At 60.0% G+C, this 23300-nt stretch carries 24 protein-coding genes; 16 read left to right on the plus strand and 8 right to left on the minus strand.

Features of this window, described 5'->3' with window-relative positions; all coding sequences use genetic code 11:
* Positions 1-78: 78 nt before the first annotated feature.
* The gene (locus NUH87_RS06805; protein ID WP_338525334.1) at positions 79-639 is read right to left on the minus strand and encodes a hypothetical protein; all 561 of its coding nucleotides are present in this window, start codon (positions 637-639) and stop codon (positions 79-81) included.
* Positions 640-1084: 445 nt separating this feature from the next.
* Between NUH87_RS06805 and pbpG the strand changes: the two genes are divergently transcribed.
* From pbpG to NUH87_RS06820, 3 genes are all read left to right on the plus strand, one after another.
* Positions 1085-2011 (plus strand): D-alanyl-D-alanine endopeptidase, encoded by a 927-nt coding sequence (pbpG, locus tag NUH87_RS06810; protein WP_338525335.1) that lies wholly within the window; start codon positions 1085-1087, stop codon positions 2009-2011.
* A gap of 243 nt (positions 2012-2254) precedes the next feature.
* Entirely contained in the window at positions 2255-4723 is a 2469-nt protein-coding gene (locus NUH87_RS06815; RefSeq protein WP_338525336.1) for a hypothetical protein, read from the plus strand.
* Positions 4724-4784: 61 nt separating this feature from the next.
* On the plus strand, positions 4785-5621 hold the full coding sequence (locus tag NUH87_RS06820; RefSeq protein ID WP_338525337.1) for an AraC family transcriptional regulator: 837 nt from the start codon (positions 4785-4787) through the stop codon (positions 5619-5621).
* Between the two features lie 6 nt (positions 5622-5627).
* On the opposite strand, the gene NUH87_RS06825 is transcribed toward NUH87_RS06820, so the two are convergent.
* Positions 5628-6215 carry a LysE family translocator gene (locus NUH87_RS06825; protein ID WP_338525338.1) on the minus strand — a complete coding sequence of 196 codons (588 nt, stop codon included), beginning with the start codon at positions 6213-6215 and terminating at the stop codon, positions 5628-5630.
* Positions 6216-6404: 189 nt separating this feature from the next.
* On the opposite strand from NUH87_RS06825, the gene NUH87_RS06830 reads away from it, so the two are divergent.
* The gene (locus NUH87_RS06830; protein ID WP_338525339.1) at positions 6405-6617 is read left to right on the plus strand and encodes a hypothetical protein; all 213 of its coding nucleotides are present in this window, start codon (positions 6405-6407) and stop codon (positions 6615-6617) included.
* Positions 6618-6854: 237 nt separating this feature from the next.
* Positions 6855-7403 carry a DUF503 family protein gene (locus tag NUH87_RS06835; RefSeq protein WP_338525340.1) on the plus strand — a complete coding sequence of 183 codons (549 nt, stop codon included), beginning with the start codon at positions 6855-6857 and terminating at the stop codon, positions 7401-7403.
* A 1-nt stretch (position 7404) separates the two neighbouring features.
* Here the strand turns inward: NUH87_RS06835 and NUH87_RS06840 are convergent, their stop codons facing one another.
* Positions 7405-8301, minus strand: coding sequence for a LysR family transcriptional regulator (locus tag NUH87_RS06840; protein WP_338525341.1), 897 nt, complete (start codon positions 8299-8301; stop codon positions 7405-7407).
* 139 nt (positions 8302-8440) lie between these two features.
* Here NUH87_RS06840 and NUH87_RS06845 point away from each other — a divergent pair, with 139 nt between their 5' ends.
* Positions 8441-9865 carry an MFS transporter gene (locus NUH87_RS06845; protein WP_338525342.1) on the plus strand — a complete coding sequence of 475 codons (1425 nt, stop codon included), beginning with the start codon at positions 8441-8443 and terminating at the stop codon, positions 9863-9865.
* 36 nt (positions 9866-9901) lie between these two features.
* Here NUH87_RS06845 and yfcF read toward each other — a convergent pair whose 3' ends face one another.
* Together yfcF and NUH87_RS06855 are read right to left on the minus strand one after the other, a co-directional pair.
* Complete coding sequence (gene yfcF, locus NUH87_RS06850; protein WP_338525343.1) at positions 9902-10534, minus strand: glutathione transferase; 633 nt, start codon at positions 10532-10534, stop codon at positions 9902-9904.
* A gap of 107 nt (positions 10535-10641) precedes the next feature.
* Positions 10642-11850, minus strand: a complete 1209-nt coding sequence (locus tag NUH87_RS06855; RefSeq protein WP_338525344.1) for an MFS transporter — start codon at positions 11848-11850, stop codon at positions 10642-10644.
* Between the two features lie 229 nt (positions 11851-12079).
* Here NUH87_RS06855 and NUH87_RS06860 point away from each other — a divergent pair, with 229 nt between their 5' ends.
* From NUH87_RS06860 to NUH87_RS06905, 10 genes are all read left to right on the plus strand, one after another.
* Positions 12080-12361, plus strand: coding sequence for a DUF3761 domain-containing protein (locus tag NUH87_RS06860; protein ID WP_338525345.1), 282 nt, complete (start codon positions 12080-12082; stop codon positions 12359-12361).
* A 55-nt stretch (positions 12362-12416) separates the two neighbouring features.
* The gene (locus tag NUH87_RS06865; RefSeq protein ID WP_338525346.1) at positions 12417-12890 is read left to right on the plus strand and encodes a hypothetical protein; all 474 of its coding nucleotides are present in this window, start codon (positions 12417-12419) and stop codon (positions 12888-12890) included.
* 148 nt (positions 12891-13038) lie between these two features.
* Complete coding sequence (locus tag NUH87_RS06870) at positions 13039-13593, plus strand: nucleotidyltransferase family protein (RefSeq protein WP_338525347.1); 555 nt, start codon at positions 13039-13041, stop codon at positions 13591-13593.
* Between the two features lie 270 nt (positions 13594-13863).
* Positions 13864-14493, plus strand: a complete 630-nt coding sequence (locus NUH87_RS06875; protein WP_338525348.1) for a CDP-alcohol phosphatidyltransferase family protein — start codon at positions 13864-13866, stop codon at positions 14491-14493.
* Positions 14494-14570: 77 nt separating this feature from the next.
* Positions 14571-16328 (plus strand): bifunctional alpha/beta hydrolase/class I SAM-dependent methyltransferase, encoded by a 1758-nt coding sequence (locus NUH87_RS06880; RefSeq protein WP_338525349.1) that lies wholly within the window; start codon positions 14571-14573, stop codon positions 16326-16328.
* A complete protein-coding gene (locus NUH87_RS06885) occupies positions 16325-17686 on the plus strand; it encodes a phosphatase PAP2/dual specificity phosphatase family protein (RefSeq protein WP_338525350.1) in 1362 nt (453 codons plus the stop codon). The genes NUH87_RS06880 and NUH87_RS06885 overlap by 4 nt, the downstream gene beginning before the upstream one ends.
* Positions 17676-18131, plus strand: a complete 456-nt coding sequence (locus tag NUH87_RS06890) for a hypothetical protein (RefSeq protein WP_338525351.1) — start codon at positions 17676-17678, stop codon at positions 18129-18131. The genes NUH87_RS06885 and NUH87_RS06890 overlap by 11 nt, the downstream gene beginning before the upstream one ends.
* 9 nt (positions 18132-18140) lie before the next feature.
* On the plus strand, positions 18141-18761 hold the full coding sequence (locus tag NUH87_RS06895; RefSeq protein ID WP_338525352.1) for a lysophospholipid acyltransferase family protein: 621 nt from the start codon (positions 18141-18143) through the stop codon (positions 18759-18761).
* 1 nt (position 18762) lies between these two features.
* The gene (locus tag NUH87_RS06900) at positions 18763-19695 is read left to right on the plus strand and encodes a phosphatidate cytidylyltransferase (RefSeq protein ID WP_338525353.1); all 933 of its coding nucleotides are present in this window, start codon (positions 18763-18765) and stop codon (positions 19693-19695) included.
* 349 nt (positions 19696-20044) lie between these two features.
* A complete protein-coding gene (locus NUH87_RS06905; protein ID WP_338525354.1) occupies positions 20045-20392 on the plus strand; it encodes a DUF6124 family protein in 348 nt (115 codons plus the stop codon).
* A 122-nt stretch (positions 20393-20514) separates the two neighbouring features.
* On the opposite strand, the gene NUH87_RS06910 is transcribed toward NUH87_RS06905, so the two are convergent.
* The 3 genes from NUH87_RS06910 to NUH87_RS06920 all read right to left on the minus strand — a co-directional run bounded on the left by NUH87_RS06910 (position 20515) and on the right by NUH87_RS06920 (position 23284).
* Positions 20515-21141, minus strand: coding sequence for a hypothetical protein (locus NUH87_RS06910; RefSeq protein ID WP_338525355.1), 627 nt, complete (start codon positions 21139-21141; stop codon positions 20515-20517).
* A gap of 353 nt (positions 21142-21494) precedes the next feature.
* Positions 21495-21866, minus strand: coding sequence for a hypothetical protein (locus NUH87_RS06915; protein WP_338525356.1), 372 nt, complete (start codon positions 21864-21866; stop codon positions 21495-21497).
* Positions 21867-22492: 626 nt separating this feature from the next.
* The gene (locus NUH87_RS06920) at positions 22493-23284 is read right to left on the minus strand and encodes an Imm49 family immunity protein (protein WP_338525357.1); all 792 of its coding nucleotides are present in this window, start codon (positions 23282-23284) and stop codon (positions 22493-22495) included.
* Positions 23285-23300 lie beyond the last annotated feature (16 nt).

The following is a 23300-nucleotide window of genomic DNA, read 5'->3' on the forward strand; positions in this document are numbered from 1 at the left end:
AAGATTCCCGAAACGTGCGTTGCTCCGCACACCCCTTTGCCCGCACTCGTTGCGGGCTTTTTTATGGGCTCGCGCGCATCAGCCGCGCTCGGCCAGTGCGGCATTGACCTGGGCACGATGGGTGAGCTTCTGCAGGCGCTTTTCCAGCTCGGTCATCACCACGCGGTCGCTGCGCCCACTTTCCAGCTCATCGATCAGCGCCTGGGTCACCTGGCGCAGTTCGTGATTGATGACGATCCGATCGTCGTTCAGGTCATGCTTGTGCGACTCGAACAGACGGTGCAGGAAATCCTCGAGGTTGCGCTGGCAGCGATGCCGATCCGTGGCCCGCAAGTGAGCCAGATTGGCACTGATGCGTCCCAGCAGATCCAGCAGCTCGATGCCGAAATAGTGCAGCCGCCGCGCATAGCCCACGTCGTGTTCACGGCGTTGCTTACGCTGTTCCTGGAACTCCTGCTTGCGCTGGATCGCCGGCACACTGATGGCCATCATCAGGCCAACAATCAAGCCCACCGCCTGGACCCAGCCATACCAGTCCGCCGATTTCGGAAAAAATGCAAATCCCAGCAACAGGACCGCCACCATCCCCGCCCAGGCCACCATGGGCAGGTAATCCCTGCTGATCAAACTCTTCGGCATTGCCGGACTCCTGAATCATTGGATTGACCCGATGCTAATCGGTGCACAAGGTTGGCACCACAACATGTCAAGCCGGATACACAATCAGGCGCTGCAGCCCTGAAAATAAGGGCTGCAATCCATACAACCGCCGCCCTACCTGAGCTAAAATATGTCTCATGGCCAGCACCGACCCAACCTTCATTGCCGGCCAGCTAGGGCACAGCATTCAGGTCCTTTTGTCAGCCTATGCGCGCTGGCTGAACTCAACCACGGATTGGACGGAGATCGGAAAGCTCGAAGAGAGAATGGGTTCGACGATACAAGCGTAAATTTTGTGTCAGTTAAGCCCAGGATCTACAGAGGTGTGGCAAGTTTCTGAACTATATTCATAAAATGTAACGATTTTTTTCAGAACGACCCGTTGCCAACGGCTTACCCATCATATTTTTGCGAGTCCACCCGCGTGAACATTCGTCATTCCATTTTCGGCCTGTTTTTTGTCTTGGCAGGCGCCGTTATCACCCCCAACGTAGAAGCCCGCGAAACTGGCTCCACCTCCCGTGACCCCCATCACCTGCGAATCGCTTCCGGTAGCGCCCTGGTCATCGATCTGCAGACCAACCAGCCCCTCTACTCCAGCAACCCGGACGTGGTCGTGCCGATCGCCTCGGTGACCAAGCTGATGACCGCCATGGTGGTACTGGACGCCAAGCTGCCGATGGACCAGTACATCTCGGTGAACATCGCCGATACCCCGGAAATGAAAGGTGTGTTCTCCCGGGTCAAGCTCAACAGCGAGCTGTCGCGCAAGGAAATGATGCTGATCGCCCTGATGTCGTCGGAAAACCGTGCGGCGGCCAGCCTCGCCCACCATTACCCGGGCGGTTATGCAGCCTTTATCGCGGCGATGAACGCCAAGGCCAGGTCCCTGGGCATGCTCCACACTCACTATGTGGAACCCACTGGCCTGTCGATCCACAACGTCTCCACCGCCCGCGACCTCAGCAAGCTGCTGATGGCCGCACGTCACTATCCGATGCTGAGCGAGCTGAGCACCACCAAGGAAAAGACCGTGGCGTTCCGCAAGCCCAACTACACCCTGGGCTTTCACAACACCGATCACCTGGTCAATAAAGCCAACTGGGACATCAAGATCACCAAGACCGGCTTCACCAACCAGGCCGGTCATTGCCTGGTGCTCGTGACCAGCATGGGCGGCCGTCCGGTGGCCCTGGTGATTCTCGATGCCTTCGGCAAGTACACCCATTTCGCCGATGCCAGCCGGATCCGCAACTGGATAGAAACCGGCAAGAGCGGCGAAGTGCCGGATGTGGCCCTGCGCTACAAGGCTGACAAGAACCTCAAGAGCCGCGCCGAAGCGGCAAAGTAAGCCCTGATACCGTGGCCCGACTCTTCGGGCCACGTGCTGTTGTGCTTGAGTGCCTGTTCGTGCGGGTCTATCACATGGCCGAACTGGGTCCGCCGGTCTGCCTCGCTGGCAGTGATGTGACCTCGACGGCCTTACTCGATCCGCCGCAAGCGGAGTCAAACCCGCCGCCATAAGCCCGCAGGTGCCGCCGCGCACCCAAACCTGCATAATCGCGCTCCGCCTCCGCCGTACAGGACGTCATCCGTGAGCGCCGCACGCAACCCTACCCGCGAGAACAAGAACATCGGCCGCCTGCTGCTCGAGCTGCTGTGGCTGCTCCTGGTTCTGCTGGTGCCGATTTTCTTCGTGACGATCCTTCCCCCCGCCCTCGCCCTGGCCGTGGTTTTCGCCTGCGCCGCAGGGATGTGGGCCTGCGTAAAGCTCGGTTGGCCCAAGGGCGGACGGGCCTTTGCCCGACTGATGATCTCGGCGGTCTTCGGCCTGGGCTTCAGCCTCGGGCGGGCACTGCCCGAATACTGGAGTATCGCGGCCGCCTTCCTGGCGATTCTCCCCGGGCTGGCTTGCGTGAGCCTCTGGGAAAGACGCCTGGGCCTGGTGACGCCCACCACGGAAAACCCGATCCCGGGCAACGGTGCCAGCGCCTGGGGCGGCCAGGAACCGACGCTGACGCCCGAAGGCGAGCCGATCAGGGTGTTCAACCAGGGCGAAATCGCCATGGGTGGCCCGGTGATGTGCGACTACCTGTTTCCCGACGGCATCCTGCTCGAAGGGCTGGGCGCCTCGGCACGCTTTTCCAGCGACGCTCGCTACTTCGCCGCCCCCATTCCGTCGCGCGGCAACTGGGGCCTGGTGATCCTCGATCGTCCCTTGCGGCGCCTCTATCGCTGCCGGGCCGACCAGTTCTGGGAACTGGACACCTTCAACGAGCAAGGCCTGGGCGGGCGTTACAGCCCGCTGGTGGACAATGGCGCCCACCAGCATTCCCTAGAGGACCTGTTGAAAGACGCCGAAGCCATCGACCTGCTGCCGGTCAGCGATCTCTGGCTGGAGCCCGCGAACTGGCAACAGGCCTTGGCCCGGCAACAGATCGAATTTCGCTCCCCCGATGGCCGGCATCTGCTGGAGGGCCAGTTGACCCTGCCTGTCAGCCTGCGGGAACTGGACCAGCCGACCGCACCGATCAACCATCCCGATTACCGGCTCAGCCTGGACGGCGTCCCCGCCCCCTTGTTGATCACCGCCCAGACAGCGATCGTCTGGAGCGCCGACAGCCGCAGCCTGGTGTGTATCGCCCGCACGCTCGAACCGTCAGAGCCGCACCGACCACTCTGGCTCTGGCAGCAGGATCGCGGCTGGCGGGCACTGCGCAGTCCCTGGAGCAGCGATGACCGAGGCCCCGGCGGATACTGGAGCGATCCGCTGGCGCTGGACGGGCAACAGGTCTGGCTGGAGAGCTACCTGCCCCTGTCGCAACCCGACAACGGGCGATTCGGCTACCAGTTACAGGGTATCCACAGCGACTCGCAAATCCTGGTCGGCCACGACCCTCTGGGCCGCGAGCAGAATGCCGAATGGAAGCGGCCTCGCACCCGCCTGGTCCTGCCGCTGGACAGCGACGGGAGCGAGGCGAGCGTAACAATCGAGTCGGAGCCGCTGCTGGATGGCCTACGGGCCTGTTTCAGCCAGGAACAGGTCGATCAGGACGAGTCCGTCGGCTATCAGTGCCGGATCGGCGACTGGACCCTGCCCGGCCTCTGGCGCCTGGACCATCGGGTCAGCGACTGTTCCCGCTACCTGGCGCTGGTGCCGTTCTCCCCGCATCCTGCGATACCCGACCGTGTGGTGGTCGCCGATCCCCGGCAACGTCGGTTGATCGACAGCCCGCCGATGCGGGTAGCCGGGTTGGTGGATTTCCGCGCCGCGATGTTGAGCGTAGCGGTGATTGTCGGACGCCTGCCCCGGGACGTCGCCAGCACGCCGTTGCAACGGTTTACCGAAGCCGCCCCTGAAGCGTCCCAAGCCGCCGAGTTCTGCCGGTACCGAGAAGACTCGCGCCTCTACTACGAACTGCACAGGCTGCAAGTCGCTGCGGACGGCCTGCAAGACTTGCCCGCTTGGCGGCAGGTTCACCAGCCACAGATCGCCACCGCCGAAGGCGACTTTATCCAGCCATCCCCAACCGGCCAGGACGCCGCTTGGCTGTTCGGCAGCACCACCGAATACGGCGACGACCTGGGCCGAGGCCATATCGCCCGCCTCGGCGGGCACCTGCTGACCGCCTCCGGCTGCGCCCTGTCGGATCTGGCGCCATCCATGGCCTGGTCGCCGAAGGGACGCTACCTGGCGTTGACCCGGCTGTACCTCGACCACCGCGACTTCGCCGACAGTTACACTCGCCGCGCCTGGAAGCTTCTGCTGCTGGACGTCGAGGCACGCACCTTGCGCACGGCCCCCGGCTGGCTGGGCAACCGACCACACTTCATCGATTTTGGCGCCGACGCCCTGCACTTGCGCCAGTTCGAAGCGGATTGGGACCTGAGGGATGGCTCCGACCCGGGTACTCGTGTGAAGATCGCCTTGAAAGAGATACTGGAGTGGCCGTCCGAACCCTTGCAGCCTCATGCCGACCTTTGGCTGACCGCAACCGAGGCGACTCATGCCCAGGCTTGGCAAACCCTGGAAAGACCGGAACCGCTTCGGCTTCTGTTGTAGGACCCAGCTACGCTCCTACAGGTCAGTCACTGCCCCCAACATCCCGCACCGGACCCGCAAAATGAGCAAAGCCTCCCCAGCCGCTCCCGATGACAAGGCCCCCTACTTCTGGCGGGACGCACGCCTGCCCTTCATCGAAGCCCGCTCGATCCAGGACGGTCGCAAGGTCTGCTATTCCCGGCATTCCCACGAACACTTCTCGATCGGGGCGATCACCCACGGCCAGAGCACCTATATCAACGAGCAGAATCAATGGCGGGTCGCCGCCGGCACCGTGGTGCTCATGAATCCGGGCGAGGTGCATGCCTGCAACCCCATTGACGACCAGCCCTGGGCCTATCGCATGTTCTATGTCGAAACACCCTGGCTGACGTCACTGCAACATGAACTGGGGTTCAGCCAGGATCTGGATTTTCGGGCCTTTTCCACCCCACATACCACCGATCCGGCACTCTATGCGGGCTTGAACAGCCTGTACGAGACCCTGGTGGACGACGACCTCGCGCTCCTGGAAAAACAGTGTGCCCTCGTCGAGTTCTTCACCCTGTTGCAACACCGCCTGAACCCGGCGCCACGGCCGGCCCGGGAGATCAATCAAAAGCTCGAACGGGCCGCGGCCTATATTCACAAACACTGCACCGAAGCCTTGAAGCTGGAGGACATCTGCCAGGCCGCGCAGTTGTCGGCGTCCTACCTGACCCGTGCCTTCAAGCAGCATTACGGCATGACGCCCCACGCCTTCCTCGTCAACCGACGCATCCAGTACGCCCGCAATCGCCTGCGCCGTGGCGGCCTGATCGCCGACGTCGCGCTGGAGGCCGGCTTCGCCGACCAAGCGCATTTCCAGCGGGCCTTCAAGCAACACCTGGCCGCGACACCAGGGCAGTATCGCGGCTGATCCGCCTCAAGGCAGCAACAGGTAGATCGCACTGAGCGCCAGCAACAATGCCATCAGCCGGTTGAACAGACGCATGCCCCTGGGGTTGTCCAGATAGTGACGCAAAAAGGTCCCGGCAAACGCCCAGCAGGCAATCGAGCTGTAGCAGATCACGAAGTACACCGCCGCAAACTGCCACACCAACCGCGCCTCGCCATTGGCCACAAACGCCCCCATCCCCGCCACGCAGGCCAGCCAGGCCTTGGGGTTGAGCCACTGCATCACCGCGCCGAGCGTCATCGTCGGTTGCTTGCCGGGTTGGCGGGTATTGAGGGAGCCATCGTCGGCGGCCAGCTTCCAGGCCATGTACAACAGGAACGCCACGCCGGCCAACTGGATCCCCCGGGTCAGGCTCGGCACGAACAACAGCAGTTCATTCAACCCGAGGCCGATCAGCACCAGCAACAGGGTGAAGCCCAGGGTCGCGCCGGTCACGTGTCGCAGACTGGCGCGCCAGCCGAACTGCGCACCGGAACTCAGGGCCACGATATTGACCGGGCCGGGCGTGATGGAAGAGGCCAGCGCAAAGGCCGCCATGGAAACAAGAACGCTCATCGTCTACCTTCCGCATGAATGGATGTCGGGCTGAAGGTACCCATGCGCACAGTCAGCGGTATTGAAGAAAACTCCCCTGGCCAGCCTTTTGTCCCACCGGCGAAATGTTTCATCCAGCCGCGCGCTCAAGCGGCGTAAGATGGCAAAGGCCTTATCCGTACATTGCATCCAGCCTGGGGAAACCGAACCATGAAGCCGAACCTCGTCAAAGTCGCGCTGGCACTGAGCGCCCTGCTGTTGAGCGCCTGCTCCGGTACGAGCACGATGACCACCAACAGTGCCTGCTATACGGAAAGCTGCAATCAACACTACGACAGCAAACCCGTCACCCAGAGTTTTGGCGGTTCGAACCTGGGCAGCAGCTTCCGTGAGTACGGCACCAGCATGCTGCACGACGACTAAGCTCAATCGCGGATCGGCGGCTGGCTGCCTCCCTGGCAGCCACGTTGATTGGCGTTCAAAAAGCCAGGCCTGGTCCTGCCATTCCATAGGAAATGTCCGACTTTCCACTCAATAGCTTTGCGTCGATTATCTGAATCCGGACCGCTGTCCTCGACAGCGCCTGCCCAGTCCTCGCTTTTGACGGGAGCCTGCCGTCAGGTGGTGCCTTCTGGTCACTTGTCCCTTGCAGGAGATACGATGAAGCTATCGATGAACTTATACGACGCGCTGACGGCCATCAGCGTCCCCCCGAACAAGGCCAAGGCGGTTGTGAATGCCTGGGAGTCGGATATGGAAAAATTCGCGACAAAATCTGATCTGCTCCGAACCGAGACACACTTGCAGGCGTCGATTACGGAGTTGGGCTCGGAACTGCGTGGCACGATTACGGAGTTGGGCTCAGAACTGCGCGGCACGATCACGGAGTTGAGCTCGGAGCTGCGCGGCATGATCAAGGATCAGAGTGTGGAGATTCGCTCCTTGAGTCACGAACTTCGTTCCGTGAGTACCGAACTTCGCACGATGATTCAAGAACAGGGGGCAGAACTGCGGGCGTCCATCAAGGAACAAGGTGTAGAACTGCGATCCGCCATTACAGAACAGGGTGCAAAATTCCAGATATCCATTGCAGAAATGGACTCACAGAACAAGATCCTGCGCTGGCAGCTCGGCATCCTGCTCGTCTGTATCAGCGTTCCCGTGCTCAAGCTGGCTTATGACATGCTGATCAAAACCAGCTTGAACTGATTCACTCCAGCTGCGCACACACTTGCCGAAGGCACCCGCGCAACCAGCGATGCGCGGGATCGGCATCCAGCCTCGGATGCCAGAGCATGGCCACCGTGAACGTCGGCAGCGAGAACGGAAGTTCAAAGCTGTGCATGCGGGTACGCAGGTTGCCGGTGTGGCGTTCGGGCACTGTGGCAATCAAATCGGTGGACCGGGCCAGTGACAGCGCGGTCGAAAATCCGGCGACGAACGTGGCCACTTCCCGCGACAGCCCAAGCCGCTCCAGCGCCTCATCGACGGCTCCCTTGTCGAGCTCCCGCCGCGCAACGCCGATATGCTGGCCGGCCGCATAGCGGGCCGGGGTGATCTCCCCCTGACTCAGCGGATGCTCCCGGCGCACCACGCCAATAAAACGATCGCGAAACAGCGCCTGGGTCAGCAGCTCCGGCCCCTGGCTGCTACCCACCACACCGGTTTCCAGATCGACACTGCCATCGCGCAGTGGCGCGCTGTCCTTGTCCGGCTTCTGCAGGAAACGCAGGCGCACCCCGGGCGCTTCTTCGCCGATCCGGGCCAGCAGCGCAGGACCGAAGTTCTCCACGAAACCGTCACGGGTACGCAACGTGAAGGTGCGAACCAGTTGCTTGAGGTCCAAGTGCCCGGCAGGTCGCAGCACCGCTTCGGCGTCCTGCACCAACCGAGCGACCCGCTCGCGCAATTCCAGCGCCCGGGGCGTGGGCACCAGACCGCGCCCGGCCCTGACCAGCAGTGGGTCGCCGGTGGTTTCCCGCAAGCGCGCCAGTGCTCGACTCATTGCCGAGGGGCTCAAGTGCAAGCGCCGGGCCGCGCGTGCAACGCTGCCTTCGGCCAGCAGCACATCCAGGGTGACCAGCAGATTGAGATCGGGTGTGGACATGGACCACTCCGTGGCATGGCTTGATCGGATAGCGCGTCAAACGCACGAGTACAGTGCAAATGCTGCGCCTTCCGCCATGTTAGGCGTCGGCGTAGATTTCTGACAGCTCCACGTTGGGAGCGGCCGAAAGAGAGTCAGGATGAAACCGATCATTGCAGGACAAGATGGGCTCGCGACGGACAATGCACCACACCCACCATCGGCGCGCTGGGCACTGGCCGGCTTGTCGCTGTCCATGCTGCTGTCGTCCCTGGGCACCAGCATTGCCAATGTCGGCCTGCCCACCTTGGCACAGGTGTTCGACGCCTCCTTCCAGGATGTGCAATGGATCGTCCTCGCCTACCTCCTGACGATCACCACCCTGATCGTCAGCGTTGGCCGGCTTGGCGATCTCACCGGTCGCCGCCGCCTGCTATTGGCCGGCATCGTCCTCTTCACCCTGGCCTCGACGCTGTGCGGTTTCGCCCCCACGCTGGGCCTGCTGATCGCCGCCCGGGCGCTGCAAGGCCTCGGCGCGGCAATCATGATGGCCCTGACCCTGGCGTTTGTCGGCGAGACGGTGCCGAAGGCCAGGACCGGCAGTGCCATGGGCTTGCTGGGCACCCTGTCCGCCATCGGCACCGCCTTGGGCCCGTCGCTGGGTGGTTTCCTGCTCGCCGGGCCTGGCTGGCGTGCGCTCTTCCTCATCAGCGTGCCGCTGGGCGTGCTGACGTTTGTGCTCAGCTACCGCCATCTGCCCGAGGATCGTCAAGGGACACGGCCCGAACGAAGTGGTTTCGACCCATTGGGCACGCTGCTGCTGGCGCTGACGTTGGCGACTTATGCATTGGCCATGACCTTGGGACGCGGCCACTTCGGCCTGCTCAATATCGGCCTGCTGGCCGCGGCAGTCCTCGGCCTTGGCCTGTTCGTGCTCGCCGAGACGAAGGTCGCCTCGCCACTCATTCACCTGGCGATGTTGCGCGACCTCAGGTTGAGCGGGAGCCTGGCCATGAGTGCGCTGGTCTCGACGGTGATGATGGCGACGCTGGTGGTCGGCCCGTTCTATCTGGCGCGAGGGCTCGGGTTGGACGCGGCAGGGGTCGGGCTGGCACTCTCGGTCGGCCCCTGTGTCTCGGCGTTGACCGGGGTGCCCGCAGGCCGGCTGGCGGATCGCTTTGGCGCACAGCGCATGACCGCTGTCGGGTTGATGGCCATGGCAGTCGGCTGCCTCGCGTTGTCGCTGTTGCCGCAAACACTCGGCCTGGGCGGCTACATCAGCCCGCTGATCGTTGTCACCTTCGGCTATGCCCTGTTCCAGGCGTCCAACAACACCACCGTCATGAGCGAAGTCGGCACTCAGCAACGAGGCGTCGTCTCCGGCCTGCTCAATCTGTCGCGCAATCTCGGGTTGATTACCGGGGCATCGGTGCTGGGTGCGGTGTTCACGTTCGCCTCAAAGGCCGCCGACATCGCCAACGCGTCTCCCGAGGCTGTCGCCAGCGGCTTGCGGGCGACCTTCGCCACGGCACTGGTGCTGGTTGTCAGCGCCCTGGCCATAGCGTTTGTCGTCAGGAAACGATAAGCACCGATTCCTGCTGGCTCTGCGCAATGTTGCCCACTACAGCGCAGGACGTTGAAACCTGACCCACTCCTGCACGGAAGCCCGCTGCCATTGGCGCTGCGCGTATTCCACCAGCACGGCTGGCACGGTGTCACCGTTGAGGACCAGGCGGTTGAGCATCAGCGCCAGGTCGACATCGGCAATCGACCATTGATCGAACAGGTTCTCGCGACCATCCGCCAGGAGCGCTTGTGCAGCCGCGAACAACTTGCGCGTCGCCGCCTCGGCCACTGGCGACAAGGGACCCGACTGGATGCCATAGAACACCACCAGGGTGGAGCGCTCCTGCCGGATAGGCATCAGGTCACTGCGCAACCAGGCCTGGATCTGCCGGGCCTTCGCGCGCTGTTGACGGTCTTGCGGATAAACCGGCACCTGCGGAAAGGTTTCTTCCAGGTACTCGGCAATCGCCGAGGACTCGGACAAGGCAAAGTCGCCATGCACGAGGGTGGGCACCCGCTGGGTCAGCGACAGGCTGGCATAGCCATCGGCTTGGTTTTCCAATGTGTCGAGGTCCAGCGGAATCACTTCGAAGTCGATGCCCTTTTCCCGCAGCACCACAAAATCCGACAGGGCATAAGGGCTGGTGAATTGAGCGTCAACGTACAGTTTCAGGCGGGAATCACTCACGACACATCTCCATATCCATAGGTGGGAAAGGACACGCTACGAGATTCGACGGCATAAATGAAATGCACGATTTTCATGCGCGCATTCCCGGCGGGAATACTGTGCTTTCAGCGGTCCAGGGCTCGTTGTACGCACCAGGACAATGGCAGCGTCATCAGCACCGTGGCCGCCAGGGTCATCACCGCGACCGGGATTCCGGTCACGTCCCCCAGTCCCCCGAACAGCACCGGCGCCAGTGCCCCGCCGCCGATGGTGCCCGTGTAGAACAGCGCGAACGCCTGCTCGCGCTTGCCCGCCTCCGACAACTCCGGCACCACGCCATAGAGCACCGACGACGTCCCGTTCAGGACCAACCCCAGCAGCGGCAGCATCGCCATCATGCCGGACAGCGGCAGGTACACCGCCAGTACGATCAACACCGACGTGACGGACTCCGTCAGCCACACCGTCTTCATCATGCCGATACGCGCGCCCAGATAACCGCAGAACAACTTGCCGAACGCGCCACCCACGAACAACAGCATCAACGCCAGACCGATGCCCGCCGTCCCGGCGCCCTTGTTGGTCAACAAAAAGGGCAGGAAGGTGAGAAAGCCCATCCGCACCGCACTGTCCAGCGTGCCCGTCAGGAGCAACGCACGCAGTCCGCTGGCAGAGCCCCTCCCCGTCACGGCCGCAGAAGCTTTTCGCGCCCCGAGCGACGTTAGCGCCCGTGCCGGAACCAGCCACCACAGCAACACGGCGGCTGCCAGGCCAAGCACACCCATCAGCGTGACACTGGCACGCCAGCTGACGACCGTCAGCAACAGGCCCACCAGCCCCGGTATCAGGGTCTTGCCGATGTCGCCGGAAAAATTGTATTGCGACAGCGCTTCCTTGACCCCACCGCCTGCCTCATGGGTATCGGTAATCAGCGAGGAGGCCAGCGGATGCTGGGTGCTGGCGCCCAACCCACCCAGCAGCAACGCCAACAGTAGCACCGTCAACCCGCCGGCCTGACCGGCGAGCAGATAGGCCAGGCCGGCCAGTGCCGTTCCGCCCACCAGCAAGCGCTCGCGTCCCCAGCGCCTGGCGGCCCGGCTCGCCAGCAATTGGAAACCGGCCATCATTCCGGAATAGGCACCGCGCAACATCCCCACCTGTGCGTAGCTCATGCCGAACTGCGCCTGCCAGATCGGCAGCAGCACATAGATCATGTCGGTCAAGCCGTCATGCACGGCATGGGCGCTACAGGCCGCCAAGAGGGACCGGCGACGTAAAGAGGTCTCGTCGGGTTGCGCTTCGCTCAACGTGAGTTCGTTTTTCAGATCCGTCATCCCTACCTCACAAGACCTCTCGTTTTATGACGAAAAGGCTTTATAGAATACGCGAGCTGGCGAAGACCAATACCGAATTCGAACCGATCAATACCCAGGCCAAAACACCTGACGCTGCATCGACGAAACACCAAGATTGATTCTAAATTGCTACCATCCTAATCGAAAGGAACATACGGCAATCACGCCCGTATGAATCCCCCCCTGTACACCAAGGATCGGTCAGCCAATGAAACTTACCTACCTGGCGCTTGCCGCCTGTTTGATTTTCCAGCCCGCTTTCGCAAGGTCCGATACCGATCGTCAGGTAATTACCCCCGACGAATCGCAACTGATCGAGCACGGCTCGTATACGAATAAGGACGGAAAAACCGTACACAGTCCCGCCCACACCAAGTCAGATCGGGTGCCGCAGGGCGCCACGGCCAAGTGCCGGGACAAGACTTACAGTTTTAGCCTGCACCGGCGTGGTACCTGCTCACGGCATGGCGGTGTGATGGCTTGGTTGTAGAGAGCGTCCAGGAAATGACGAAGCACTCATTCGCAACCCTTCAGGTAGCCAGATAATGACGAAACCCTTTTGTGCCACCCTCGCCTTCGCATTGCTCCTCGCGCTATCGAATGCAGCCTCTGCTCAAACGCCTCATGAAGCAGCCCGCAGTTTCGTTGCCCAATCGCACGCTGGCGATGACCTCGCCGCCATTGCACTGTCAGCCGCCAAGCAGACGCAAACCTACGGGATGCTCGTTGCAAAGCTGGGGGCTGCCGACGCCAATACCGCGTTGTCGAACGAGATCAATGCGCTACTCCCGCAGTACCAGCCTAGATGGGACGAGAACCTTGCTACCGCTTACGAGAAGTCTTTTTCTCCAAAAGAACTGTCATCACTCGCCTCTGAAGGTCGCGCATCAAAATACGCAGGCACAGTGATGGAGCGACAATCCAAAATCGGGAAATACATGCAGTCAAGCTCAAGCCCGATTTTGATTTCCCTGATCACCGAAGCACTCAAGGCAAGCCTTTCCAAACAGGGCTTGTAAGCCAGGGCTACGGAGAGACGATCTCGACAACCGGCCTCGCAACCCTTTCATGCGTTCCTGACATCATCGTCGATGAAGTCTCCCGGCTTGATGCACTCTTTGAGCTATTCTCGGCGGCCTGGACTGGATCTACACCAAAGGGACGAAAATGACATTGACGACCGAGCGCCTGGTCAACCTGGCAATGACTAACCCGGTAAACGCTCAAATAGCCTCACGCTTGCCTTCCCTTGGTTTGAGTCAATGCATGCTCACGGCGGGCTGTCTGTTCCAGGCTATCTGGAATCAGCATTCGGACCTGCCGCCCGCCTGGGGCGTCAAGGATTACGACGTTTTCTACTTCGACAATGACCTCTCCTGGGAAGCCGAAAACGAAGTCATCCAGGCCACTCAACAGCTCTTCCAGGACCTCGACGTCAACATCGATATCAAGAACCAGGCCCGCGTCCACCTTTGGTACACCCAGCGGTTCGGGAGGAACTATTCTCAGTTGACTTCAGCCAGAGACGGTATTGATCGCTACCTCATTGCCGGAACCTGCATCGGGCTGGATGTAGCAACAGGTGAAGTCTATGCACCCTACGGCCTGACAGATATCGAGCAAGGCCTACTGCGTATCAATCCAGCACATCGCGAACCCGATTTGTTCGAGCAGAAAGCGAAAAGTTATCAGGCTCGCTGGCCTTGGCTGAAAGTCGTGTAAACCTGCACCTATAAAACCGTGCCGCCTTGCCCAGAGGCTCAAGAGAACCGAGACGTCAGAGGGTAAGAGTGGGCCATGCTCGTACGAGCCCACCGTATAAAAATCGGTTTGTTTCTTGAATATGCCTGACCGCACACATTTTTATCCGGAACCTGATGCCAGGCCCCGTCATTTCTGGCAATAATCCATCCGTTTGCCAATAAGCGGTCTCCCCTGCTCGCAGGAGCCCCAGGCCCCGCTCACCGCCCTCGGACAAGGACCGTCGCCGCCATGCCTTCGATCTACCAGCTCAAGCCTCGCTTTCAGAACCTGCTGCGGCCTGTGGTCCGGCGCCTCTTCGACAATGGCACCAGCGCCAACCAGGTCACCCTGAGCGCCGCCGTGATTTCCTTGCTGGTGGGCGCCGTGGTCGCGACCTTCGCCGGGCACACCTGGGTGTTCCTGATCATCCCACTGTGGATGATCCTGCGCATGGCCCTGAACGCCATCGACGGCATGCTCGCCCGGGAGTTCGGCCAGCAATCGAAGCTCGGCGCCTACTTGAACGAACTCTGCGACATCGTCGCCGACAGCGCGCTGATCCTGCCGTTTGCCCTGTTACCCGAGGTCAGCCTGCTGACGGTGCTGCTGGTCACCCTGCTGGCGCTGTTCAGCGAATACGCCGGTGTGTTGGGGCCGATGATCGGTGCCTCGCGGCGCTACGACGGTCCCATGGGCAAGAGCGATCGCGCCTTCGCCCTGGGCGTTATCGCCACCGCTGTTGCCTTCGGCCTGATCAACGCCCAATGGATAAATGGGGTGTTCGCGCTGATGGCGGCGCTGCTGCTGGTCACGCTGGTCAACCGGGTACGACAAGGTTTGAAGGAAGCCGGGACTACCGCGGAACAACCGGCCGAATAACCTGAATCTCGAAACCGCTCCCACAGAGATTGGCTTCACGCCCCCCACTCGCCAAGATCCGGCAAAAGGACATTGCAATGCGCGACGAGCAAACCCAGACCTTCAGCACCCATGATGGCGTCGAGCTGTTTTATCGCCATTGGCCGGCCACCGCGCCTGTCGCCGGCGAGCCACGCAAGGCCATCCTGCTGTTCCACCGGGGGCATGAACATTCCGGGCGGATTGCCCACCTGGTGGATGAACTCGACCTGCCCGCCTTTGACTTCTTCGCCTGGGACGCCCGTGGCCACGGCCAGTCGCCGGGCGCGCGCGGCGACAGCCCGAGCTTCGCCACCAGCGTGCGCGATGTGCAGACCTTCTGCGATCACCTCGGCGCCACATTCGATATCGCCGAGGAGAATATCGCGGTGATTGCCCAGAGCGTCGGCGCGGTGATCGTCGCCACCTGGGTTCACGATTACGCCCCCAGGATCCGCGCCCTGGTGCTGGCCTCCCCGGCCTTCAAGGTCAAGCTCTACGTGCCTTTCGCCCGCCCGGGCCTGGCCTTGATGCGACGCTTTCGCGGCAACTTTTTCGTCAACAGCTACGTCAAGGCCAAATTCCTCAGTCACGACCCGCAACGCATTGCCTCCTATGACAGCGATCCGCTGATCACCAAGGCCATTTCGGTGAACGTCCTGCTCGGGCTCTACGAGGCCGCCGACCGCGTGGTCGCCGATGCCAATGCGATCCAGGTGCCGACCCAGCTGCTGATTTCCGGCGCGGACTTCGTAGTCCATCGCAAACCCCAGGAACAATTTTTCCAGCGCCTGGGCAGCCTGAAAAAAGAACGACACGTTTTGCCCGGTTTCTTCCACGACACCCTCGGCGAACGCGACCGGCATCTGGCCCTGAGCCGCGCCAAGCGGTTTATCGAACAGAACTTCCTCTCGCCGGTCAACCGACCCGCCCTGCTCGATGCGGATCGCCTCGGTGAGACCTGTGCCGAATCCGAAGCACTGGCAGCCCCCCTGCCGCGCAACTCGCCGCGCGATCTCTACTGGCGCCTGACCCGCGCCAGCATGGGCCTGGGCAGCAAGCTGTCGGCCGGGGTAAAGCTCGGCTTCGACACCGGTTTCGACTCCGGCAGCACACTGGACTATGTCTACCGCAACACCCCCACCGGCCACACCGCTCTGGGCCGGATGATCGACCGGAACTACCTGAACTCCATCGGCTGGCGCGGCATCCGCCAACGCAAACTGCATGTCGAGGAGCTGCTGCGCCTGGCCATGACCCGGTTGCGCGAGCAGGGCCGCGAAGTCCGGATCGTCGACATCGCCGCCGGCCACGGGCGCTATATCCTTGAAGCCCTGCAAGGGGTGACACCGCTGCCCGAGTCGATCCTGCTGCGCGACTACAGCGATATCAACGTGCGTGACGGCAGCGCGCTGATTGTCGAAAAAGGCCTGGGAGATATTGCCCGGTTCGTCAAGGGCGATGCCTTTGACCGCGCCGACCTGGCCGCGCTGGAGCCCAAGCCGAGCCTGGCAGTGGTGTCGGGCCTGTACGAACTGTTCGCCGACAACGGCATGGTCGGCGACTCTCTCGCCGGGTTGGCCGAGGCCTGCGAACCGGGGGCTTACCTGGTCTACACCGGACAACCCTGGCACCCCCAGCTGGAACTGATCGCCCGCGCCCTGACCAGCCACCGCCAAGGCCAGGCCTGGGTCATGCGCCGGCGCAGCCAGGCGGAAATGGACCAGTTGGTGGAAGCGGCCGGGTTTCGCAAGATCAGCCAACGGGTCGATGAATGGGGGATCTTCAGCGTGTCCCTGGCGCAACGCGTGCAATGATGATCCCCCCTGCTCGCGAAGCCGGCCTGCTGAAACGGGCCGTGCTGTGGCTCATCCTGCTGGCGCCGTTGTTCTTTGCCAGCTACGGCTTTGCCACTTGGTACACGGCCCGGCGCAGCGATGTCGGCAGCTACGTGTTCGGCTGGGAAAGCCACATGCCGTTCTGGGCCTGGACCATCGTGCCCTATTGGTCCATCGACCTGCTTTACGGTTTGTCGCTGCTGCTGCCCAGGAACAAGCGCGAGCTCGATCGACACGCCTTGCGCCTGCTGACGGCCCAGTTCATCGCCGTCTCCTGCTTCCTGCTCTGGCCGCTGACCTTCACCTTCCCCCGACCACCGCTGGACGGCGTGTTCGGCTGGCTGTTCGCGGTGCTGGCGGGCTTCGACAAACCCTTCAACCAGGCGCCTTCGCTGCATATCGCGTTGCTGGTGATTCTGTGGGTCATGTACCGCCGGCATTTCACCGGCGCCGGGCGCTGGCTGGTGCACGGCTGGTTCGCGCTGATCGGTGTGTCGGTGCTGACCACGTATCAACACCACTTTATCGACGTCCCCACGGGCGCCCTGGCCGGCTGGTTGTGCGTATGGCTGTGGCCGGATGACCGCGCCTGCCCGCTGGCCGTGGCACGCATGACACGCGATGACAAACGCCTTGCCCTGGCCACTCGCTATGGACTGGGGGCCGCGCTGTTGGCCATCGCGGGTTTCGGCTTCGCCGGTGTCGCGTTGTGGCTGCTCTGGCCGGCGCTGGCGCTGTTGCTGGTGGCGCTCAATTACGCGGTGTTCGGCGCCCAGGGCTTCCAGAAACGCGGCGACGGCAGCTTGAGCCCCGCTGCACGCTGGCTATTTGCGCCTTACCGGGCCGGTGCCTGGATCAATTCGCGACTCTGGACCAAGTCTCATCCTCAGCCCGATCAGGTCATGGATAACCTTTGGCTGGGGCGACTGCCAAGCCGACGCGAACTTCAGGCCAGCCCGTTCACGGCTATCGTCGACCTGTGTGCCGAACTGCCGGTGGCCCCCCAGGGCCGGGCCTATTGCAGCATCCCCGTGCTGGACCTGATCGCACCGTCAGCGGAGCAATGCCGGCAAGCCGCCCTGAGCATCGAGGAACTGCGCCCGCACGGACCGCTGCTGGTCTGCTGCGCCCTGGGTTATTCGCGCAGTGCCACGGCGATCGCCGCCTGGTTGCTGCACAGTGGCCGAGCGACGGAGATCGATGAGGCCATGGCGCTGATTCGCGCCGCCCGTCCCGGCGTGGTCTTGCATCCGCAGCATCGCCAGGCGCTGGAAGCCATGATCCGGCTCATGCCCGGTGAAGCGTCCGCTCGCCTGAGGAGCGCCGATGCCCGCTGACCTGCAACTGCATGTGGTCGCCAGCCTGCTGCGGCGCGGCCGTTCGCTGGACCAGTTTTCCATGGGGCTGAGCGTACTGGGCGTTCTGCTGGGCCTGGCCCCCCTGCTCTTCAGCACGATCAGCCTGTGGTGCCTGGTGATCAGCGCATGGTTGGTGCTATCGGGCCTGCTGCAAAAATACTGGGCCTTTCGAGTCGCTTTCGACGCCGACCTGTTCCAGTTGATGGCAGAGGATCCTGGCAATCTCAGCGACCGTACCGAGGCGCTGGACCAGGCCCTGCAAGACCTTGGCCTGCAACAACGGCAATCTGCCGCCCGTCCCTGGGCCGAGCGCAGCCGTGGCGCGCTGGGCCTGCTCAAGCGTCAGGCGTTGCTGGTGATCGTACAAATTTCCCTGCCACTGATCGTCATCCTGGCCAGCCCCTGGCTGCCCTTCGCCGGATAAGGAATCGTCATGCTCGAACCTGTGGTTGCCACCCTCATCACCTCCGGCGCCCGCCTGATCACCGGTGCCCGCAGCCTGTGGATCGGTTGCGGGCCCGATCCGGTGCAACGCATCTACTTCGCCAACCACAGCAGCCACGGCGATTTCGTGCTGCTCTGGGCCTCGTTGCCACCGGCCCTGCGCACACTCACACGACCGGTCGCCGGCGCCGACTACTGGAATAAAAGCGCCCTGCGCCGATACATCATCAGGCGGGTCTTCAACGGCGTGCTGATCGACCGCGAACGCAAGGAGCCCGGGGACAACCCACTGCAACCAATGCTCGATGCGCTGGAACAAGGCCACTCGTTGATCATTTTTCCCGAAGGCACACGCAACCAGGAGGACGGCCTGCTGCCGTTCAAGAGCGGGATCTTCCACCTGACCCGGGCCTACCCACAGGCGCAGCTGATTCCGGTGTGGATCGCCAACCTCAACCGGGTAATGCCCAAGGGCCGTGTATTGCCCCTGCCCCTGCTGTGCACCACCAGTTTCGGCACACCGCTGCGACTCGAAGAAGACGAAAGCAAAGAATACTTCCTGCAACGCAGCCGCGATGCGCTGCTGGCCTTGGCACCGGAGCAACACTGAAATGGATAGGCAGACCCTGATGTTGTTCGCCGGGATCGGCATGATCCTGGTCCTGGCTTCGCTGATCGGCTTTGTTCTCAAATGGCGTACCCGGGGTACCCCGAACGCGGTCATCGACAACCTCAACGCACGGATCAATGCCTGGTGGGTGATGGTGCTGGTGATCGGTGTCGCCTTCTGGCTCGGCACCGGCGCGGTGATCCTGCTGTTCTATGCGGTGTCCTTCTACGCCCTGCGCGAGTTCCTGACCCTGACGCCGACCCGACGCAGCGACTACCCGGCGCTGGTGGCGGCGTTCTACCTGGCCCTGCCGCTGCAGTACCTGCTGATCTATAGCGACTGGTACGGGTTGTTCTCGATCTTCATTCCGGTCTACGTGTTCCTGCTGCTGCCGATCCTCGCCTCGCTGGGCGGTGACAGCACGCACTTCCTGGAACGCGCCTCGAAGGTCCAATGGGGGCTGACGATCGCGGTGTACTGCGTGTCGTTCGTGCCGGCGCTGCTGACCCTGGAGATTGCCGGCTACGAAGGCCGCAACCTGCTGCTGATCGCTTACCTGGTGATCGTGGTGCAGCTGTCCGACGTGCTCCAGTACGTCTGCGGCAAGCTGTTCGGCAAACGCAAGATCGCGCCCAACCTGTCGCCGTCGAAAACCGTCGAAGGCTTTGTCGGCGGTATTGCCCTGGCCTCGTTGATCGGCGGCGCGCTGTTCTGGATTACCCCGTTCAAGCTCTGGCAAGCGGTGCTGATCGCGCTGTTGATCAACCTGCTGGGCTTTGCCGGTGGCATCGTCATGTCGGCGATCAAGCGCGACCGCGGGGTCAAGGACTGGGGCCATATGATCGAAGGCCACGGCGGCATGCTCGACCGGTTGGACTCGGTGTGCTTTGCCGCGCCGATTTTCTTTCATCTGGTGCGCTATTGGTGGACGTGACGGGGGGTTGTCGAGGCGTAAAGGAAGGACAACTCCCTTTCCCTTGACTGAAATTTCCTAGAAAATCCCAACCCGTTGCGCCTGCCAGACTCGACGACTAGTCTGCATACCGTCACTGCAAATTCAGTGATCGGTTTTGACAGACCGAAACTCACAGGCGCCAAACAGCGCCCCAGCACCGTAGCAGGCGCTTTTTTCATGCCTGTCGTTGTGTGTCATGGCGGCTGTGCGCAGGGCATCTTCGGATGCGCCGGGTATCCTGTGTCCGGTCTGTCAACCTACGTACAGCTGCCACCCAATCCTGTTTGACAGCAGGGAGTGGCAGCTCCTTCAACACAGGAGCGACACCATGTTCAAGATCACCCCCAATCCACCCCCTTTATCCAGTGCCGAGGCCATCGACCCGCAAGCGGCCGAACGGGCCTTTGCTCATTACAACCTGACGCCCGGGGCCAATCCAAAACCCACCCGTGCGACACCGACACGAGACCTGTTGCCTGAAGCGCAAAGCCAGGAAGAGGCCTTGGTCAATGCGTATTCCATTCTGCAATCCGCTGCGGCCACAGCTTATGAAAACGCCGACAACCAGACCGGCGCCAATCGCAAGGTGGCGATGGGTGTGGTGCACTTGATTGAACTGGCGCAGTTGTGGGTGGACTCGGTGTTGGATAAGCGTATGGCAGATGTCAGTGGCTGACATCGTGTAGGGCGCGGGATGGGGAGTCAGGCTCCCCGTTTCGTGCGACATTATTCGGTATTTCAGCGTATTGCTGTAAGAAAAAGTGGGGAGATGGGCTCAACCGCCCCTTTTTTTGCTAATTAGACTTTAAAAGAATCGACCGTCTGCCCTCTTTGCGTCAAAAGACTTAACACAAATTCAGAATCAAACCTCAACAAAAACCCAATAGCATCGTTAATTTTCCAGCGATGCACCTCTGGCTGATCAACTATTGATAACAAATGCTGCTCAAACAAAGGTATATACTCAAGAAAGCCTTCGCGACTTACAAAATCAAAAACATTAGATATTTCAAATGGCATCGTACTTGCCAGCGAGATAATTTTCGACAGCGGACCGTATACCTGAGCTCCGGCTCCATCTACGTCACCTCGGTCAGCCACATTTGAAAAATATCTAATAACCGCCAACAAAACCTGCCTGTAAGTATCGTCATACCCATGTATTCTGTGAGCGAAGGCACCATCAATACCCTCACGGTCACTCATGCACTTTTCCAGCGCAGTCAGACCCTCATGATATCCCCAGCTGGTCAACAACCTCGCTGCCAAGAAGTGCTCCATACCGCTGTTAGTGCCGAGCAACAAATCTAGAACCCTATCGACTCTAGACTGAGGGATATCCTCAGCGTCAAGGTCTGTCGCATCAACTGCATAATCAGCGCCAGCTGGCAGACTGTAAAGCAGATCATATGTCACACGTTCCATACTGGGCACCTATCTTTGGCCCCAAAGGGGACGGCCCCAAAGGGGACAGATTTATTTTCAAACACAGCCGGCGTGGCGCCTTTCCAAAATCACTCTATACGCAAACCAACCACCCTCGATCTTACCAACAAAACGAGCGTTATCTGTCAGCGGCCCTAAAAATAAATCTGTCCCCTTTTCCAAAAAATAAATCTGTCCCCTTTTCCAGAGTCTTTCCCTCCCCCCGACTGTATTTGAAGCTTACCATTAGGCTCGATATCAACCCGCAACAGACGCTTACGCCCACCTATAACGGCCTCCACTGGCTGACCAATTGTTTCACTTGCTTTAATTATACCTTTTGCACCAACTCATCAAGAAAGCAGATACCTTTCCCTAACTTTGACCATATCATCAATAATTTCCGCCAACTGTTCCCCGTTACGCCCAACCTCTTTCAAATCATCAGCACAACATTCCTCATAGGCTCTAGCTAAAATTTCCAACATATCCTCAGCATAAGGACTTTCTTTAGATAGCTCTAAACCATACTTCATACCCTCTTTAAATATTGCAGTTTGCAGCACTGCGAACAAACCAACATTAGCAGACGTACAAAGGGAGCCTGCTTCATCTTGAACGTATGCAAAAGCTTGCTCTGGCCGAAGACAAATCTGAGATATCGCCTTTTCATAAAGCCTAGAAACTACCGCATAAATTTCTTCCACAGCCAAATCGGACGCCATCACTACTTCCCCATGGCAAATATATTCAATTGAATATTAGGATATCGCTAGCTAAACTGAGCGACCACACTACTACAACTTGGAAAAACCATTTTTTCTGAAATAAAACTTATACACCCCGAAGGAGAAAATAGGACAGTTTTATTTAACTTTGTTGAGATTCGCCAAGCATCACCAGTAGACGGCCAAAAAAATAAATCTGTCCAGTTTTCATGTCCCGTTTTCACCTAAGCTGTAAACCGCTCCGCCCTTCTCAAACACCCGGATAGGAGGCAAGTCATCTGGAGAAATTCTCCCTGATTTCAGCCCGTCAATTGTTGAATGGAGAGTTTAGCCATCCTTGAAGGTATTCGAAACACTATCTTGCGTGAACCGGATATCTTTCGGGTTCGCATAACCAGTCAAGTTATCCGGTAAAGCAGATGGCAGCTTTTGGCCTGCGGCTCCTACACCTTTTGCACCATGAGAAAAGGGGACAGATTTATTTAACTTTGTTGAGATTCGCCAAGCATCACCAGTAGACGGCAAAAAAAAATAAATCTGTCCCGTTTTCATGTTCTCGGTTGCAGTCAAAAATCTGAATCTGAGCGTACGGCACAAATGAAAATACCGATCCCCTTTCGTTGTTATTTCAAAAAATCATAATGAGACTCATAACAACTCAACGGTTTAACCGGAAGCCACTCCATTGGCACATAAGGCGTATCTACAACAATCTCATGACCGTGACGCCAAGCTATCTTTGCATATATAACAGCATAGCTTGAAATCAATCCCTCCGTGTACCCACCCTCACTACTTGAACGACCTGTCATCCGCTTAGGCGATACAATATCCAAAATAGCCTTCTGCATTCTCTCTTTATCCGCCATAGCAAGTGCCAAATAGAACTCAAAATCCGGCACATAGAATTTTAGATTAGCGGGCGGACTTTCAAGAATACTTTCACAACGCTCAGCTAAACGTACCCACTCACCTCGAATGGCCAATAGCACCTGATAGGCAAAGTAGTCCAACGTATTTCTGGCTTCAATTTTTTTTACATTAAAACTGGCCTCATTTTTAGTCGAAAACCAATCTATGATCTCTGAATTATCCGATAACAGAGGCTTCAAAAGCTGCAATTTTTTCGCCAATGGGCTTATCGTATCGATTTCCAGGCCGTAGGCAAACCTATTAAGCTCGGCAGACACGTAATACCAATTTTTCATTAACTCCAAGTCATGCCCCTCAAACCATGCAAGCATTGCACTGGCTAATGCATGAGAAGACAATCCGCTCGCACAAGCTCTAGGATCGCCAGTGCGGGTAGAAATGAAATCAACCATACGATCAATATCGAAGCCGCCTTCAACATGAGACTTGATATGCTCCAGGCGCTTTTCGGCACGCACCTGATATTTAAAGTCAATAGACATCACATTCTCACTTCAG

Source organism: Pseudomonas batumici (genome assembly GCF_036585405.1).
Taxonomy (GTDB): Bacteria; Pseudomonadota; Gammaproteobacteria; order Pseudomonadales; family Pseudomonadaceae; genus Aquipseudomonas; species Aquipseudomonas batumici.